Origin of the sequence: Bacillus sp. HSf4 (assembly GCF_029537375.1) — a bacterium.
Lineage (GTDB): Bacteria > Bacillota > Bacilli > Bacillales > Bacillaceae > Bacillus > Bacillus sonorensis_A.
The window spans coordinates 3,778,409-3,790,846 of the sequence record NZ_CP120679.1; the positions used below are offsets into that span (position 1 = coordinate 3,778,409).

Genomic DNA, 12,438 nt, shown 5'->3' on the forward strand with positions numbered 1-12,438 from the left:
CTCACCTATTTGCGCTTGTCATAATAGCGGCCGTCGATCGTGATATTGTTGTATGGGTTCATATACGTATTGTGCAGGGTGCGCTTCTTCTTCACTTGGATCAGCTCTTGTTTGACGGCCTGCTGCAGCCTTTTCAGCTCATCAACAATCAATGGATCCCATTCCATCACTTGAGCCATCTGGTGTTTTTCTTCAGTAGAAAGGGGAAGCTTGATCTCTTTGAGCAAGTCCTCCCGCTTCGCCAGAAAGTCTTCAATGGTCTGAAGCAGCTCATCAGTTTCTGGGGCATCCTTGATCTCTGCCAGCATGTTTTTCGTTTCGCTGTATATGAGCTCTGTTCTGCTCATCATGCCTGCCCGCCTGATCCGTGCCGGCCCTGCCGTTCGATTTGCATGACCTCTTTCCACGTATCGCGAAACTCAATGACATACCCCTCGGCTTCGCGCAGGATGTCGAGATCATTATGAATATTGGCATCCACCAGGCGTCGGTAAATGTATTCGTACATGGCCGCCATCGATTCGCCTATTTCGATGCTTCTGTCAAGGGTGATGTTCAATTCTCGGATGATATTTTGCGCCTTTACCAGGTTTTCATTTTTCATTTCCATGTCGCCCTGCTCAATTCCCTGCTGAGCTTTTTTAATAAATTTCAGGCAGCCGTTATACAGCATGAGCGTTAACTCCCCGGGGGAAGCGGTGTTTACTGAATTTTGCTGGTAAGCTGCGTAAGGGTTGTTAATCGCCATTGTTTTGATCCTCCATATTATGATGCGCTAAACATCTGGCTGATGTATTCAGATTGAGAATTCATTTTTTGAATCGCCGTCTCCAACGCGGTGAACTTGTTATAGTAACGGTTTTCGATATCTTTTAAACGGTTTTCCATATCGGAGATGCTGTTTTCGACAGATGACAGACTTTTGCCCAAAATATATTGAGAAGATGCCAAACCGGAATTTCCGGCTTTTTTCTCGATTTGGTTAACCGTGTCCTCCAAGGTTTCCCGGAGTCGTCTGGCAATCCCTTTTTCCCCTGATGTCACGCCGTCCGCTTTAAATAAATTGACGACAGCCTGAGGGTCTTCAGCGATTTTTTCCTTCAGTTTATCTTCATCGATTTCCAAATGCCCGCGCAAAGAATAGATGCTTGTTGTCGTAATGCCGAATTCGGCCAGCTGCAGGGTCTGTCCATTGACAGACACGCTTTCGTACATCTTAGCCCGCATCGCGTTGGTGCTGCCTGACAAAATGGAGTCGTTGCGAAGCAATCCGCTTTTCGCCTTTTCTTCCCATAGTTTGATTTCATCCTCTGACATTGCCTTCTTTTGCTCGTCAGTCAAAGGCTGATAGTCTCTGTACTTGTTTTCGTTCAGCTTTGAATTGATTTCGTCGACCAGTTCATTGTATTTGTCGACAAATTCTTTGATGCTGTCATAAATCCCGTCTACATCGGTGGCGGTTGAAATGGTCACTGGTGTGTCTGTGTCGGCGATTCCCGTCACACCGGTGAGCGTGTACTCTACACCATTGACATTAAAGGTATTTGATGACTTTTTCATCTCAAGGCCGTTGAAGGTGATGACGGCGTCAACGCCTTCTGTGCTGGCTGTCAGGTTGTTGGAGGCATCGAGCGTGAAACCGAGCTGATCCGACATAAAGCTTGCCGTCGCAGAATCAGCCGCCTGAATCACCCCGCCGGCGCCTGTCGCATTGGACGTTAAAGCGATCGTTTCGACATAATCACCGGCTGCATTTTTAATATTTTCTTTCATCGCAGTTACGCCAAGCCCAGAGCTGTTAATTTTAGATACGACCTGGTCGAGGGTATCCGAGCTGGATATTTTGATGCTGACCGGGCTGGATTTCGTCTCTCCCGGTTTCGTAACGTTAAAAGTCAGCGTTCGGGCTGAACCTGCGGTGTAATTAATCGTACCTGTCGACTTATATGTAGACGCGGTCGCAAGGTTTCCCACCTTAATTTGTGTTGTGACATTGTTTTCTGCATTGACCGCCTTGGCCGTCACTTTTGATGTATCTGAACTTGAAACCGTTTTTTTATTGTAGTTTGTAGATAGAATCATATTATCAAAGACATATTTAGAGAACTCTTCAAGTTTCTTGTTGATGTCGCGGTAGCTGTCGCGCTGCCATTCTAAGCGCTGTTTCTTCTGATTGAGCTTGTCCAGAGGCGTTCGCTCCGCCCTCATCAAATTTTCAACCATAGAATCTATATCCATTCCGCTGGCAAGCCCGGTAATTCTTGTTACCATCACGCATTCTCTCCTTTATTATAAAGATTTATCAACAATCAAGCCCATAAACTCAGCCATCGCCGCGTAGAAATCGAGCCATTTTTTAGGCGGAATTTCCCGGATGACTTCGTTCGTTTTATTATCTACTACTTTAACAAAATATTCATTTAATTTTTCATGAAGTTCAAACTGAAGGTGAATTTGTGTTGGTTCCAGCAGGCGATTTGCTCCCTCAACCGTCTTCTGCAGTTCCGGAAAAGAAACTTCGTACTCAGCTGAATTCCCTCGCTCCTGTTCCTCAACAGGATTCGCCGCCTTTAACTGATAAGCATTCATAATCCGGTCGGAAATCGAATGGACGCTCTCAATTGACATCTATTTCATCCCCCATGCTTTGATCTATCGTTTATATCGGTTAGGTTTAGTCAAGTTCAATATTTATTGGAAAAAAACTTGTTTGGTTTCACTTGAAAAATCGATTTTAAAATGAAGCTGATTTTTCATTGTATCATGGATTTGCTAAAGGAATGGCTGCGGATTTTGGAGGCCGCCGTTTTGCGGAGGTTCTGTTTTCGAGGCTTATCATGAAAAATCCGGACAGAAACAAGATCTGTCCGGATGTCTCTTATTCATAGTAGAGGATAGCGTTTCCTCTCAATGTAACTGGAGCAGATGTATTGTTGACAGCTTGAATCACGTATGTCTTATCAGTCGATAAAACGCTCGTGGCGAATGCTCTTGAATAATAGCCGTTCACATTTGTGACATCGACATAGCTGATGACGGGGCCGACTTCATAGCTGCTGATTTTCTCCCTGAGCTGGTATCTGACTCTGGCGGAAGTGCCTTGCGCTTCCTGAAAGCCGCTGATCGTCAGGATCGTATCGTATTTGCAGTACACCGTGTCCAACGTCACTTCTCCGCCTGTCGTTGAAATGGACTTGTTCCATGCCCCGACGGTTTCAATGCTTGCCGGTTTCAAAACGGCTGATTTTACGGCCGCTGCTTGAGGCTGCGGCTGCTCAGCGGCAAAAGCGGGTCCGCTCATTGATAAAGCGAGCGCGGAAACCGAAAGCATGGAAACACAAGCTTTTTTAACATTCATCATTTAACTCCCCCTTTTTATGTCTTCAATATATCAATTAAACACGTTTCTTCCATTTACCTTCCAATAAATATGGATAATTTACGAAAATACATTCATACAAAAAAAGCTTGTCAGCCAAGGTTTTATCGAAAAACCAGGGCTGACAAGCAAAAGACCCCGGCTGTCGCCAGAGTCTTTTTTAGTCCGATTAACGTAATAATTGAAGTACGCCTTGAGGCTGTTGGTTCGCTTGCGCAAGCATTGCTTGAGAAGCTTGAGTCAGGATGTTGTTTTTCGTGTAAGACATCATTTCTTTCGCCATGTCTACGTCACGGATACGAGACTCAGCAGCTGTCAAGTTTTCAGAAGATGTATCAAGGTTGTTGATTGTGTGCTCAAGACGGTTTTGCACCGCACCAAGTTTCGCACGCTCAGCAGATACAGTGTCAACTGCAGTTTTAATTGTAGTTAAAGCTGTTGATGCAGCATCTTTAGAAGAGATGTCGATACCTTTTGTTACTACCTCTCCATTCTTAAATGCTTTATCTGCCTGGTAAACTAATTCCCCAGAAGCATCATAGTAGCCTGATTTTTTAACATCTACTTTGGCGTTATTAGAAAGTGCTTTATCTGCTGCATATACAAGATTAGTACCGTCATAGTAACCCGCACCATCTGCTCCGTTCGCATCAAATGTAGCAGTAACCGCAGTAGTACCATCTACATCAGTATAAGCCATTGAGCTTGTTCCATCAGCAGCAGTTGTGACAGTACCAACTACAGTGTTACTCCAAGTTCCAGTGACAGTGCCATCAGTGCTTGTAATAGTATCTCCTGGATTCGTTGTTTGTGAAACTTTGAAATCCGTTCCAACTTTCAAAGTTTCAGCATCCATTTTGTTGATAGACAGGCTGATTGTTTGTCCTTGGTTGGCACCGATTTGGAATGTCAGGTCTTTTGCTGATCCGTCAATCAGGTTTTTCGTGTTGAACTCGGTGTCAGTTGAAATTCTTTTGACTTCAGATGCAAGCTGATCCATTTCCTTTTGCAGCTCGGCACGGTCAGTGTCCGTGTTTGTGTCGTTGACCGCTTGTGTTGCAAGCTCGTTCATGCGTTGAAGGATGCTGTGTGTTTCGTTCAATGCACCTTCAGCTGTTTGGATAAGAGAAATGCCGTCTTGGGCGTTTCTTGAAGCCATGTCCAAGCCGCGGATTTGCGCGCGCATTTTTTCGGAAATCGCAAGTCCGGCAGCGTCGTCACCAGCGCGGTTGATGCGAAGACCAGAAGATAGTTTCTCCATGTTTTTGCTGGCAGCGTTTGAACCAGCAGTCAGTTGGCGGTGCGTGTTCAGCGCCGCGATGTTGTGGTTGATTCTCATTTTGTTTTCCTCCTTGAAATGGGTGTCGAGCACGTCCATGTGCATCGTTGCGGCAGTTTCCGGGTATCGCGTTCACCCTTGTCCTGCTACATCCTTTATATCGGAGTGGAGGATAGTTTGTTTAGCTTAAAAATGAAAAAAATCCTCACTTTTTTTGTGAGGACAAGAGAGCGAGAAAGTCGTTGGAGATGGAAGCGGCCCGGCTGTTTTCTTCCTGAATCGACAAATAGACTTCCTTGCGGTGAATATCGATATGCTTGGGAGCGCTGATGCCGATTTTGACCTGGTCTCCCTCAACGGCAACGATCTTCACTTCAATATCGGCGCCGATCTGGATCGCTTCATTCAGTTTGCGCGTTAAGACTAACATGGGGATCCTCCTATCAAGTGCTTTGTCGTATAAGAGGTGTCGTGCAAAATGACTTGCTTCGCGCGCTTATTGGTGCGATTGACAATAATCGGCGCACGCAGATTGGCTGTCGTTTTTTCAAATGGATCTTCAATCGTCAAAATGATCATCACTTCGACATCATCGACCTTCTCAATTTCAAGAAGCTCAGCCGTGGCATCGTCAATGTCAAACCCGTATTCTTTAAAAAAGATGAACGGGCTGGCGACGATAAACGCGAGTTCTTCAGTTGCCGTCGATTGGAGGACAAGAAACGGGGAATCTTCGGAAAGCGGCAGGATGACAAATGTTTTCTCATCGACAAAGCCGGGAATCCCGTTTTCCATCACCAAAATTTGCTCTTCATTAATAGGCATTTCACCGTGGTATTTCGTTTTAATGATCATCGTTCACGATCCTTTGCTGATTACTTTTGCTGCGGATACTCCACATCTATTTTTAACTCCGGATATTGAAGCATGTCAACCTTTACATTGCCGGGTGTATATTCAATCACCGGTTGATTAGGCTTCGCTTCAATGACCGGTTTGTGCGGCACCGCATGAATATCAACTTTTGATGGTGTATAATCGATTTTCACTCTTGAGAACTCCGGTGTGAAATGGACACCGATCTGAATCGGTTCAGGCTCGGTGTTTCTTCTCGCCTGATCGGCGATCGGATCGCCTTCATTTTCGATCCTCATCAGTTCGTCCCCTTCTTCAGCGGTTCTCGCGAGTCCGTCAAGCCAATCTTGATGGCCTTGCTGGGCGGCCTCTTCAATTCTTTTGAAAATATGCTTCCTGTCTAAGTCTTCCCAGGCTTTCGTCTGGTCAATCGTAAGCTTTGAAGGCGTGGTTGATATCTTTAATTCCGCCGGCGGCTGCTCGATTTTCACATCGGCTTGCGGCTGTTCGATTTTTATGTCCGGCGGTGTCGTCGTCAACCCGATTCGTCCCGGTGTATTTTGCATGATCAACCTTTGTATTTGCATGCTAGCTACCTCCTTTTGCCGAAAAAAAGCAACTCCAAAAGAGTCGCTTTTATTTTAAGAAGTCAACTAATGTCGGCTGAACAATTTTCGCGTTTACGGACAGCGCCGCTCTGTGCACGCTTTGCTGTGTAATAAAGTCTGTGATGACTTCTTCAAGTTCAACATCTTCATTGTCTGACAACACTTTTGTTGAAGTCTCTTCTTGTACGCCCAGCCTTGTTTCGATCAATTCAAGCCGATTATAGCGCGCTCCTACATCAGACCGTTCCGCGCTCATTTGACCGGTAAATTTGTCAATATCTGCTATGACAGCGTCCATATCATCCAAGGAATTCGAATTCAACGCATCTTCAAGAGACGACAGCATTTCAAAGACATTTTGCCCGCTGTCTGATTTTCCGCCGAAAGCCGAGTTCGGGTTTGAGTTCACATTTAATGTTGCATTTGGAGAGACATTAATGTTCACATCTGAAGAACTTGTATAGCTTTCAAAATTATACGTATAAGTGCCGTCCGCATTTTTTACGATTGGAGCGACATCCGAGTTCGTTCCATTGAATAGGTAGCGGCCATTGACCTGTGTATTGGCGACTTGAATCAGCTGTTCCTTTAATTGGCCGATTTCGACTCCGATGGCCTTTAACTCTGTGTCACCATTTGTATCATTTTTCGCATTGACAATCTTGTCCCTGATTTGCCCCATGATGTCAATACCTTCAGTTATGTTCGTTTCCGTGTTTTCAAGCCATGTGAATGCTTGGGAAACATTGCTTTTGTATTGCTCAACCTGAGACAGCTGTGTATTGTATTTCAGGCTTTTCATCGCGACGATCGGATCGTCCGACGCCTTCGTGATTTTTTTCCCTGTTGAAATCTGTGTTTGCAGCTTATCCAGCTTTCCGTAGCTGGAGCTGATGTAGCGCAAAGAATTTTTTGCGATCATGCCTTGGGTTACCCGCATCGCTCTTTACCTACCTTCCTACGACACCCATGCCGTTAATAATCTTATCGAGGATTTCATCCTGCAGCGTGATCATTCGCGCCGCTGCATTATAAGCATGCTGAAATTGGACCATGTTCGTCATTTCTTCGTCGAGTGAAACAGCACTCACCGACTGCCGGTTTAATTCGGCTGAATTGAGCTGCGTCTCCGAATTCGCAAGAAGCCTGTTGACTTCTTGTCCTTGCACACCCATTTCTCCGATCATACCGGCGTAATAGTCTAAAACCGTCGTTGTTTTCTCACCGATCTGAAACTTTTTCGTAAAGACCTCCGCCAGATTTGTCGCATTTGAGTTATCGCTCGTCTCACCGTTCAGAGATGCGGCGATATTTTCTCCCTTGGAATCCATGATATCATCGGCCACTTTGATTTTAGCAGCGGCTCCTTTGGCAGGTTCGGCCTCTCCGCCGGTGAATTCAAAGAACGCGCCGCCAGGATCACCGGAATAAGTATATCCGTTTTGATGGACTGTATTGAATTCCTTTGCGAATGCGAGGGCCATCTCATCAAGGTCGGCAAGCATTTCAGGATATACACCCTTCTCTTCGCCACTGGACATGTAGCCGTAAGATTCGATTAAGCCCAGAAGCGAACCTTTGCTGGTAAATGAATCGATGCCGATGTCCGTGCCGCCGATTGAAACGCTTGTCACAAGGTTCGTGTCATTGTCATAGTTGACTTTCACATTCGCAGTTGTGAAATTTGGCCCGTCAAGAATTTTCCCGAGAGACTGACCATTGCTGTCAAGAATTTCAACGGAAGCAATTCCTTGGGCCCCAGCTTGTGGATTGCCTCCCGATTTACTGTAGCTGACTTTGATATTGACCATTGAAGACAGCTGATCAAGCAGCATATCCCGCTTATCGTACAAATCATTCGGCAAATAGCCGTTCGGCTCGACCTGTGCAATTTGGTCGTTCACACTGTTCAGCTGTGAAAGGACGGAATTAATTGACAAAACATCTTGTTCAATCTGATCCCCCAAATTGGTTTGAACGGTTGTCAACGATTCATACAAATGGTTAAACGTCTCGGCTACCGCCTTTCCTTTTTGGGCGACAACCGAGCGTGCGCTTGGTTCGTGTGCATTGTTCGTCAATTCCTGAATCGAATTCCAAAAGGAATTAAGAACACTGTTCAAGCCTGTCCCATTCATCTCATTCATAATGCCTTCCATTTGTTCATAGGCATCGGCCTTCGCATTGTAGTATCCGACATTCGTGTTCTGCGTCCGGTATTGATAGTCGAGAAAGCTGTCTCTGACCCGTTCTACCGTGCCGACCTCGACGCCTGTCCCCATCTGTCCGGCAAGACCGATGGAATTCATTGATACCGTCGGGTAAGGTGTTGTCGATTTAAATGTGGCGCGCTGTCTTGTATAGCCCTCGGTATTGGCGTTTGAGATGTTGTTTGATGTGACGCTTAAAGCGGACTGCTGTGCAGACAACCCTCTTTTGGCGATTTCCAGCCCTAAAAAAGTTGGATTTGTCATCTTTTCCCCTCCGTTTTACGCTTTTGAATCGAATAAAGAAAGCCGTTTTGTCCCGCTGCCTAATTGATTTGGCTGCTGATCTTTTCCATAGTTCGAACCGCCTTCTTTCGGCATAAGCAAGTCAAAGGTGAGCGAGATGAATTGAAGCGACTGAAACGTCAGCTGCTTATTCAAGTCGTTCACATCCTTTAAACGGATGAGAAGCTTGGAGAGCTTGGCGAATAACTGTTCAAGCGTCCTTTTTTCATCTCCTTCAGCTGCGCTGATACATGCGCTGATGGTGGCATCCGTGCTTCCGAGGCAGCCTTTCGTCGCTTCAATGCGGGATTGCTCCGTTTGTTCAATTGCCTGCACATACTTTTGTTGTTTCGTCACGATTTCTGAAAGCTCTTTAATCTCATTTGTCTTCAGCGCCTCCGTTTTTTGTTCGGACAGCGTCAAAAGATGCTCATGCAAAACGCACAAGCGCTCCAGCTCTTCAATCACCCGTTTCACTAAACGTCTTCCTCCCTTCTTATTTTTCCTTATAAAAATGAACCATTTTTTCAGCGATGCCTTTCCCGTCTACCTTGTATGTCCCATTTTCCACGGCTGCCTTCAGCTGGGCAATTTTCTCCTGCCGTTCCTTCATTAAAGCAGGACCTTGCTGGAGCTCCTTTGCTTTTGCAGAAATTTCGACTTTATCTTCCTGCTTGGCTGCCGCCTGTGCAGATGGCGTTTGTTTTTCAAAAGATTTATGATAAGAATGAACAGATTGTGTTCCGTATTGATTGATTTTCATGGGATTCCTCTCACTTTCCGTCATAGTTTGTCTATGATCATACTCATTTTATCGTCTGAGCTGCAAGGTAGTTTAGGGAATCAATCATTTTTGGGCTGAATGGTATAGTATGTGCCTTTAGAACTATTCGATTTCTGTTTTTCAAGCTGTTCCAGCTGATCCAATTGACTTATTTGCGAAGCCAGGTCTTCATCACAAGGCTTGCAATAACGGCCTTCACGAATCAAGGTGCCGCATCTTTCACATGGATAGCCAAGGTTCGGGAAATTGGAAATATGGATGCGTTTCTGCCTGATAAATTTCAGAATCAGCTCTTCCTCAACCCCGGTTTTTTCCACGATTTGAATCATCGTAGACTGGCGGTTTTCCTGCTTCTTCAGAAATTTATATACCTTTTCAAATGAACGTTCTTCTTCTTTGAGACATGAATGGCAAACGGTTTGAAAGCTGCTTTTCATAAACAATGCATTACATCTTGGACAATTCGCCAATTGATTCATAAACTTTGACCCCTATCCTTAAATTCTAATTTATATATCGGCAGGGAAAAGAAATGATTTAGCTTCGAATTAATGTGTAAGATGATACCAAATCGGCTCCGCCGTCAACCTTCAGGCACCGGGCTGCATGGTGGAGAGTTGCGCCGGTCGTATACAAATCGTCAATCAGCATGACATGGAGACCCTTTACAGATCCTTTGTCCGTTTGAAAGACGTTTTTTTCTTTAAGGCGCTCCGCTCTGCTTTTCTTGGATTGTTTTTCATTTTCCGTTCTGATCAATGGATGGATGACGGGTCTTTTTAATAAGGAAGCAAGCAGCTCCGCCTGATTAAAGCCTCTCTCGATTTTGCGTTCCTCGCTTAAAGGAATCGGCACGAGTATGGGATGAGAATGGCGGCAGTATGTTTGAAAGGCGCGGATAAATGATGGGGCAAAAGCGTAGACAAGTTCGGCATCGCCTCTGAACTTAAAGCGGGCGAGCGCGTCTTTCATAAAAGAGTTGTACAGATAAACGGAGCGGTTTTGCTTGAGAAGTGAGCGTGTTTTCGGATCGGCTTCCCATTTTAAACAATCCCGGCAGAGCCTTTCACTGTCCTGCGGCCTGCCGCATTTGCGGCATACGGTTCCTTCGATCTTGTTAAAGCTCTCTTTACATTCCCGACATATCTTTTCTTCCGTTCGCAAAAAGAACAAGACACGCCATGAAAGAGAATGTGAAAGAGGCGCTTCACAGATTAAACAATTCAGCTCATCCTCTTCCTTTCTGTTGATTTTCGCAATACGGATTTTCATTCACCTTTCTTGCGGCTTCAGCCAAGGTGACAAGCATGGACGTATTTTTTTGTTTATCAACTAGCTCTGCTTTGATGTAAGTTAGCTTTGACGCATCTGTGACATATTTTGGCTTGACCGCGTTTAAAGCAAGGGCGAGAACATCTTCTTTGCACCTTTCGCACATGCAATCCATATGCAGCTGGTCGATATACTGATCAAACAATTCTTCCAAAACAGCTTCTTTTGCATTGACTAACATTCCGGCACCGCTCCTCAATTTTCATATCATGAGTATACTGTACCATGAATATCGGACTAGTCAACCAATATTTCCTTTTTAGCCAATTTATTCATATCGCGAATATGGCGGCAGGCCGCATTCAAGCTCTTTGTTTTGCCAAAGTGAAAAAAACAGACGTCTCCCCAAGGAAACTGCGGGTGTCTGCCGGCTCTGCCGGCGATTTGGACAAGCGCGCTTTCGCTAAAGACGGCCGACTCCGCACCGAGCACCCCGACCTGGACTTTTCTGACCGTCACTCCCCTTTCCAAAATGGTTGTCGTCACCAGTACATCAAGCTTTTCTTCTCTGAACAGCCCGACTTTCTCATTTCTGCCGGGGTCGTCTGCATAAACGCTCTCGGCTTGGAATTGCGCTTTTTTTAATAGGAATGACACTGATTTGAGAATTGGAATCGAGGGAACAAATAAAAAAACCGGCTGCTGCAGCTCTTTATGCTTGAAAAGCCATTGCATTATTACGGGCGGCAGTTTTCCCTTGTCGAGTCCTCTCTTCCAGTTCCCGCACCACCTCATAACAGGCTCAGACAATGGCTTGCGGTGATATCTGGAGAGTATCTGCACAGTGCGGAGCTTGCCATTTTCAGCGCTTCGTTTCATTTCTTCCGATGGGGTGGCGGTTAAATAGATGCGGGCGCTTTGCGGTTTTCGCGCTTTTTGAACAGCATATTGCAGTTTTTGGTCAAGAGAAAATGGAAAAGCGTCGACTTCATCGATGATGATCACATCAAATGCTTTTTTATAGCGGAGAAGCTGATGGGTTGTTGAGATGACAAGCGGTGCAAGCTTCCCTCTGTCCGGACTTCCGCCATATAATACGGCGATGTCCAATCCTTTAAATGCGGTCTGCAGCCGCGGGGCGAGCTCCAGCACTACATCCGTTCTCGGCGTGGCGATGCATACCCTTAAACCTTTGTTTAGCGCAAACTCAATTCCTTGAAAAAGTATTTCTGTTTTGCCTGAACCGCAAACCGCCCAGACTAAAAGCTGCTCTTTTTGGCGGATGGCATCGACAATCATTCGCGCCGCTTTTTCCTGTCCGGCCGAAAGAACACCTTTCCAGGTCATGCTGACCGGCGGCCATGCCGAAGAACCGCCGCCTGTCCATGTCAAAAGCGGCGTGCATTCGCTCACCCTTCCCATCATTACGCAGGAACGGCAGTATACACAGTCTTTTTGGCATATTAAACAAGGATATTGCGCAAAACGTGACGGATCGCGCTGGCCGCACCTCATGCAGATCAAGCCCTTTGCCGTTTTTTGAATCGGTGTTTCAGCCTTGATGAGTCCGTTTTGTATATGCCATTCTACGGCGCTGTCCGGAAAGGGAAGCTCGCTTTTCAGAAGCTGGCGCGCCTCCAGAAGAGCCTGCAGGTTGCCGGTATATGCGGATGCCTCATGTTCGATTCAGACCACCTCCAATCACGCATTCAGTATCTATCATTCCCGTTTTCTTGTAAAATCGGGAAAATCGAAAAACAGCGGTCTGA

At 45.7% G+C, this 12,438-nt stretch carries 17 protein-coding genes; all 17 read right to left on the reverse strand.

The window, feature by feature from the left end; genetic code table 11:
• Positions 1 to 5 precede the first annotated feature (5 nt).
• Positions 6 to 347, reverse strand: a complete 342-nt coding sequence (gene fliT, locus P3X63_RS19610; RefSeq protein WP_277692946.1) for a flagellar protein FliT — start codon at positions 345 to 347, stop codon at positions 6 to 8.
• A complete protein-coding gene (gene fliS, locus P3X63_RS19615; RefSeq protein WP_026588929.1) occupies positions 347 to 748 on the reverse strand; it encodes a flagellar export chaperone FliS in 402 nt (133 codons plus the stop codon). Before fliS ends, fliT begins: the two co-directional genes overlap by 1 nt.
• 17 nt (positions 749 to 765) lie before the next feature.
• On the reverse strand, positions 766 to 2,271 hold the full coding sequence (locus P3X63_RS19620; protein ID WP_026588930.1) for a flagellar hook-associated protein 2: 1,506 nt from the start codon (positions 2,269 to 2,271) through the stop codon (positions 766 to 768).
• 18 nt (positions 2,272 to 2,289) lie between these two features.
• Positions 2,290 to 2,628 (reverse strand): flagellar protein FlaG, encoded by a 339-nt coding sequence (gene flaG / locus P3X63_RS19625; RefSeq protein WP_026588931.1) that lies wholly within the window; start codon positions 2,626 to 2,628, stop codon positions 2,290 to 2,292.
• 250 nt (positions 2,629 to 2,878) lie between these two features.
• The gene (locus P3X63_RS19630) at positions 2,879 to 3,361 is read right to left on the reverse strand and encodes a hypothetical protein (RefSeq protein ID WP_026588932.1); all 483 of its coding nucleotides are present in this window, start codon (positions 3,359 to 3,361) and stop codon (positions 2,879 to 2,881) included.
• Positions 3,362 to 3,548: 187 nt separating this feature from the next.
• Positions 3,549 to 4,718, reverse strand: a complete 1,170-nt coding sequence (locus P3X63_RS19635; protein WP_077736085.1) for a flagellin N-terminal helical domain-containing protein — start codon at positions 4,716 to 4,718, stop codon at positions 3,549 to 3,551.
• Positions 4,719 to 4,863: 145 nt separating this feature from the next.
• Positions 4,864 to 5,088, reverse strand: a complete 225-nt coding sequence (gene csrA / locus P3X63_RS19640) for a carbon storage regulator CsrA (protein ID WP_026588934.1) — start codon at positions 5,086 to 5,088, stop codon at positions 4,864 to 4,866.
• Positions 5,082 to 5,513: a flagellar assembly protein FliW gene (gene fliW, locus P3X63_RS19645; protein WP_277691718.1), complete on the reverse strand. Its 432-nt coding sequence runs from the start codon at positions 5,511 to 5,513 to the stop codon at positions 5,082 to 5,084. The genes csrA and fliW overlap by 7 nt, the downstream gene beginning before the upstream one ends.
• A 20-nt stretch (positions 5,514 to 5,533) precedes the next feature.
• Positions 5,534 to 6,100 (reverse strand): DUF6470 family protein, encoded by a 567-nt coding sequence (locus tag P3X63_RS19650; RefSeq protein WP_277691719.1) that lies wholly within the window; start codon positions 6,098 to 6,100, stop codon positions 5,534 to 5,536.
• A gap of 49 nt (positions 6,101 to 6,149) precedes the next feature.
• Positions 6,150 to 7,061, reverse strand: coding sequence for a flagellar hook-associated protein FlgL (flgL, locus tag P3X63_RS19655; RefSeq protein ID WP_026588937.1), 912 nt, complete (start codon positions 7,059 to 7,061; stop codon positions 6,150 to 6,152).
• 10 nt (positions 7,062 to 7,071) lie between these two features.
• Complete coding sequence (gene flgK, locus P3X63_RS19660; protein ID WP_026588938.1) at positions 7,072 to 8,595, reverse strand: flagellar hook-associated protein FlgK; 1,524 nt, start codon at positions 8,593 to 8,595, stop codon at positions 7,072 to 7,074.
• A 15-nt stretch (positions 8,596 to 8,610) separates the two neighbouring features.
• Positions 8,611 to 9,090, reverse strand: a complete 480-nt coding sequence (locus tag P3X63_RS19665) for a flagellar protein FlgN (RefSeq protein ID WP_026588939.1) — start codon at positions 9,088 to 9,090, stop codon at positions 8,611 to 8,613.
• A gap of 19 nt (positions 9,091 to 9,109) precedes the next feature.
• On the reverse strand, positions 9,110 to 9,376 hold the full coding sequence (gene flgM / locus P3X63_RS19670) for a flagellar biosynthesis anti-sigma factor FlgM (RefSeq protein WP_026588940.1): 267 nt from the start codon (positions 9,374 to 9,376) through the stop codon (positions 9,110 to 9,112).
• A gap of 80 nt (positions 9,377 to 9,456) precedes the next feature.
• Entirely contained in the window at positions 9,457 to 9,876 is a 420-nt protein-coding gene (locus P3X63_RS19675) for a TIGR03826 family flagellar region protein (protein WP_277691720.1), read from the reverse strand.
• 58 nt (positions 9,877 to 9,934) lie between these two features.
• Positions 9,935 to 10,669: a ComFC family protein gene (locus tag P3X63_RS19680; RefSeq protein ID WP_277691721.1), complete on the reverse strand. Its 735-nt coding sequence runs from the start codon at positions 10,667 to 10,669 to the stop codon at positions 9,935 to 9,937.
• Positions 10,626 to 10,910: a late competence protein ComFB gene (gene comFB, locus P3X63_RS19685; protein WP_026588943.1), complete on the reverse strand. Its 285-nt coding sequence runs from the start codon at positions 10,908 to 10,910 to the stop codon at positions 10,626 to 10,628. Before comFB ends, P3X63_RS19680 begins: the two co-directional genes overlap by 44 nt.
• A 56-nt stretch (positions 10,911 to 10,966) precedes the next feature.
• On the reverse strand, positions 10,967 to 12,355 hold the full coding sequence (locus P3X63_RS19690; protein ID WP_277692947.1) for an ATP-dependent helicase ComFA: 1,389 nt from the start codon (positions 12,353 to 12,355) through the stop codon (positions 10,967 to 10,969).
• Positions 12,356 to 12,438: the final 83 nt, after the last annotated feature.

What these genes read in the sequence shown, in the direction of transcription:
- flgK (WP_026588938.1), bottom strand. Translation starts at nt 8,595, where the DNA reads ATGACAAATCCAACTTTTTTAGGGCTGGAAATCGCCAAAAGAGGGTTG.
- fliS (WP_026588929.1), bottom strand. Translation starts at nt 748, where the DNA reads ATGGCGATTAACAACCCTTACGCAGCTTACCAGCAAAATTCAGTAAAC.
- P3X63_RS19650 (WP_277691719.1), bottom strand. Translation starts at nt 6,100, where the DNA reads ATGCAAATACAAAGGTTGATCATGCAAAATACACCGGGACGAATCGGG.
- flgL (WP_026588937.1), bottom strand. Translation starts at nt 7,061, where the DNA reads ATGCGGGTAACCCAAGGCATGATCGCAAAAAATTCTTTGCGCTACATC.
- fliT (WP_277692946.1), bottom strand. Translation starts at nt 347, where the DNA reads ATGAGCAGAACAGAGCTCATATACAGCGAAACGAAAAACATGCTGGCA.
- P3X63_RS19675 (WP_277691720.1), bottom strand. Translation starts at nt 9,876, where the DNA reads ATGAATCAATTGGCGAATTGTCCAAGATGTAATGCATTGTTTATGAAA.
- comFB (WP_026588943.1), bottom strand. Translation starts at nt 10,910, where the DNA reads ATGTTAGTCAATGCAAAAGAAGCTGTTTTGGAAGAATTGTTTGATCAG.
- fliW (WP_277691718.1), bottom strand. Translation starts at nt 5,513, where the DNA reads ATGATCATTAAAACGAAATACCACGGTGAAATGCCTATTAATGAAGAG.
- P3X63_RS19630 (WP_026588932.1), bottom strand. Translation starts at nt 3,361, where the DNA reads ATGATGAATGTTAAAAAAGCTTGTGTTTCCATGCTTTCGGTTTCCGCG.
- flaG (WP_026588931.1), bottom strand. Translation starts at nt 2,628, where the DNA reads ATGTCAATTGAGAGCGTCCATTCGATTTCCGACCGGATTATGAATGCT.
- flgM (WP_026588940.1), bottom strand. Translation starts at nt 9,376, where the DNA reads ATGAAAATCAATCAATACGGAACACAATCTGTTCATTCTTATCATAAA.
- csrA (WP_026588934.1), bottom strand. Translation starts at nt 5,088, where the DNA reads ATGTTAGTCTTAACGCGCAAACTGAATGAAGCGATCCAGATCGGCGCC.
- P3X63_RS19680 (WP_277691721.1), bottom strand. Translation starts at nt 10,669, where the DNA reads ATGAAAATCCGTATTGCGAAAATCAACAGAAAGGAAGAGGATGAGCTG.
- P3X63_RS19620 (WP_026588930.1), bottom strand. Translation starts at nt 2,271, where the DNA reads ATGGTAACAAGAATTACCGGGCTTGCCAGCGGAATGGATATAGATTCT.
- P3X63_RS19635 (WP_077736085.1), bottom strand. Translation starts at nt 4,718, where the DNA reads ATGAGAATCAACCACAACATCGCGGCGCTGAACACGCACCGCCAACTG.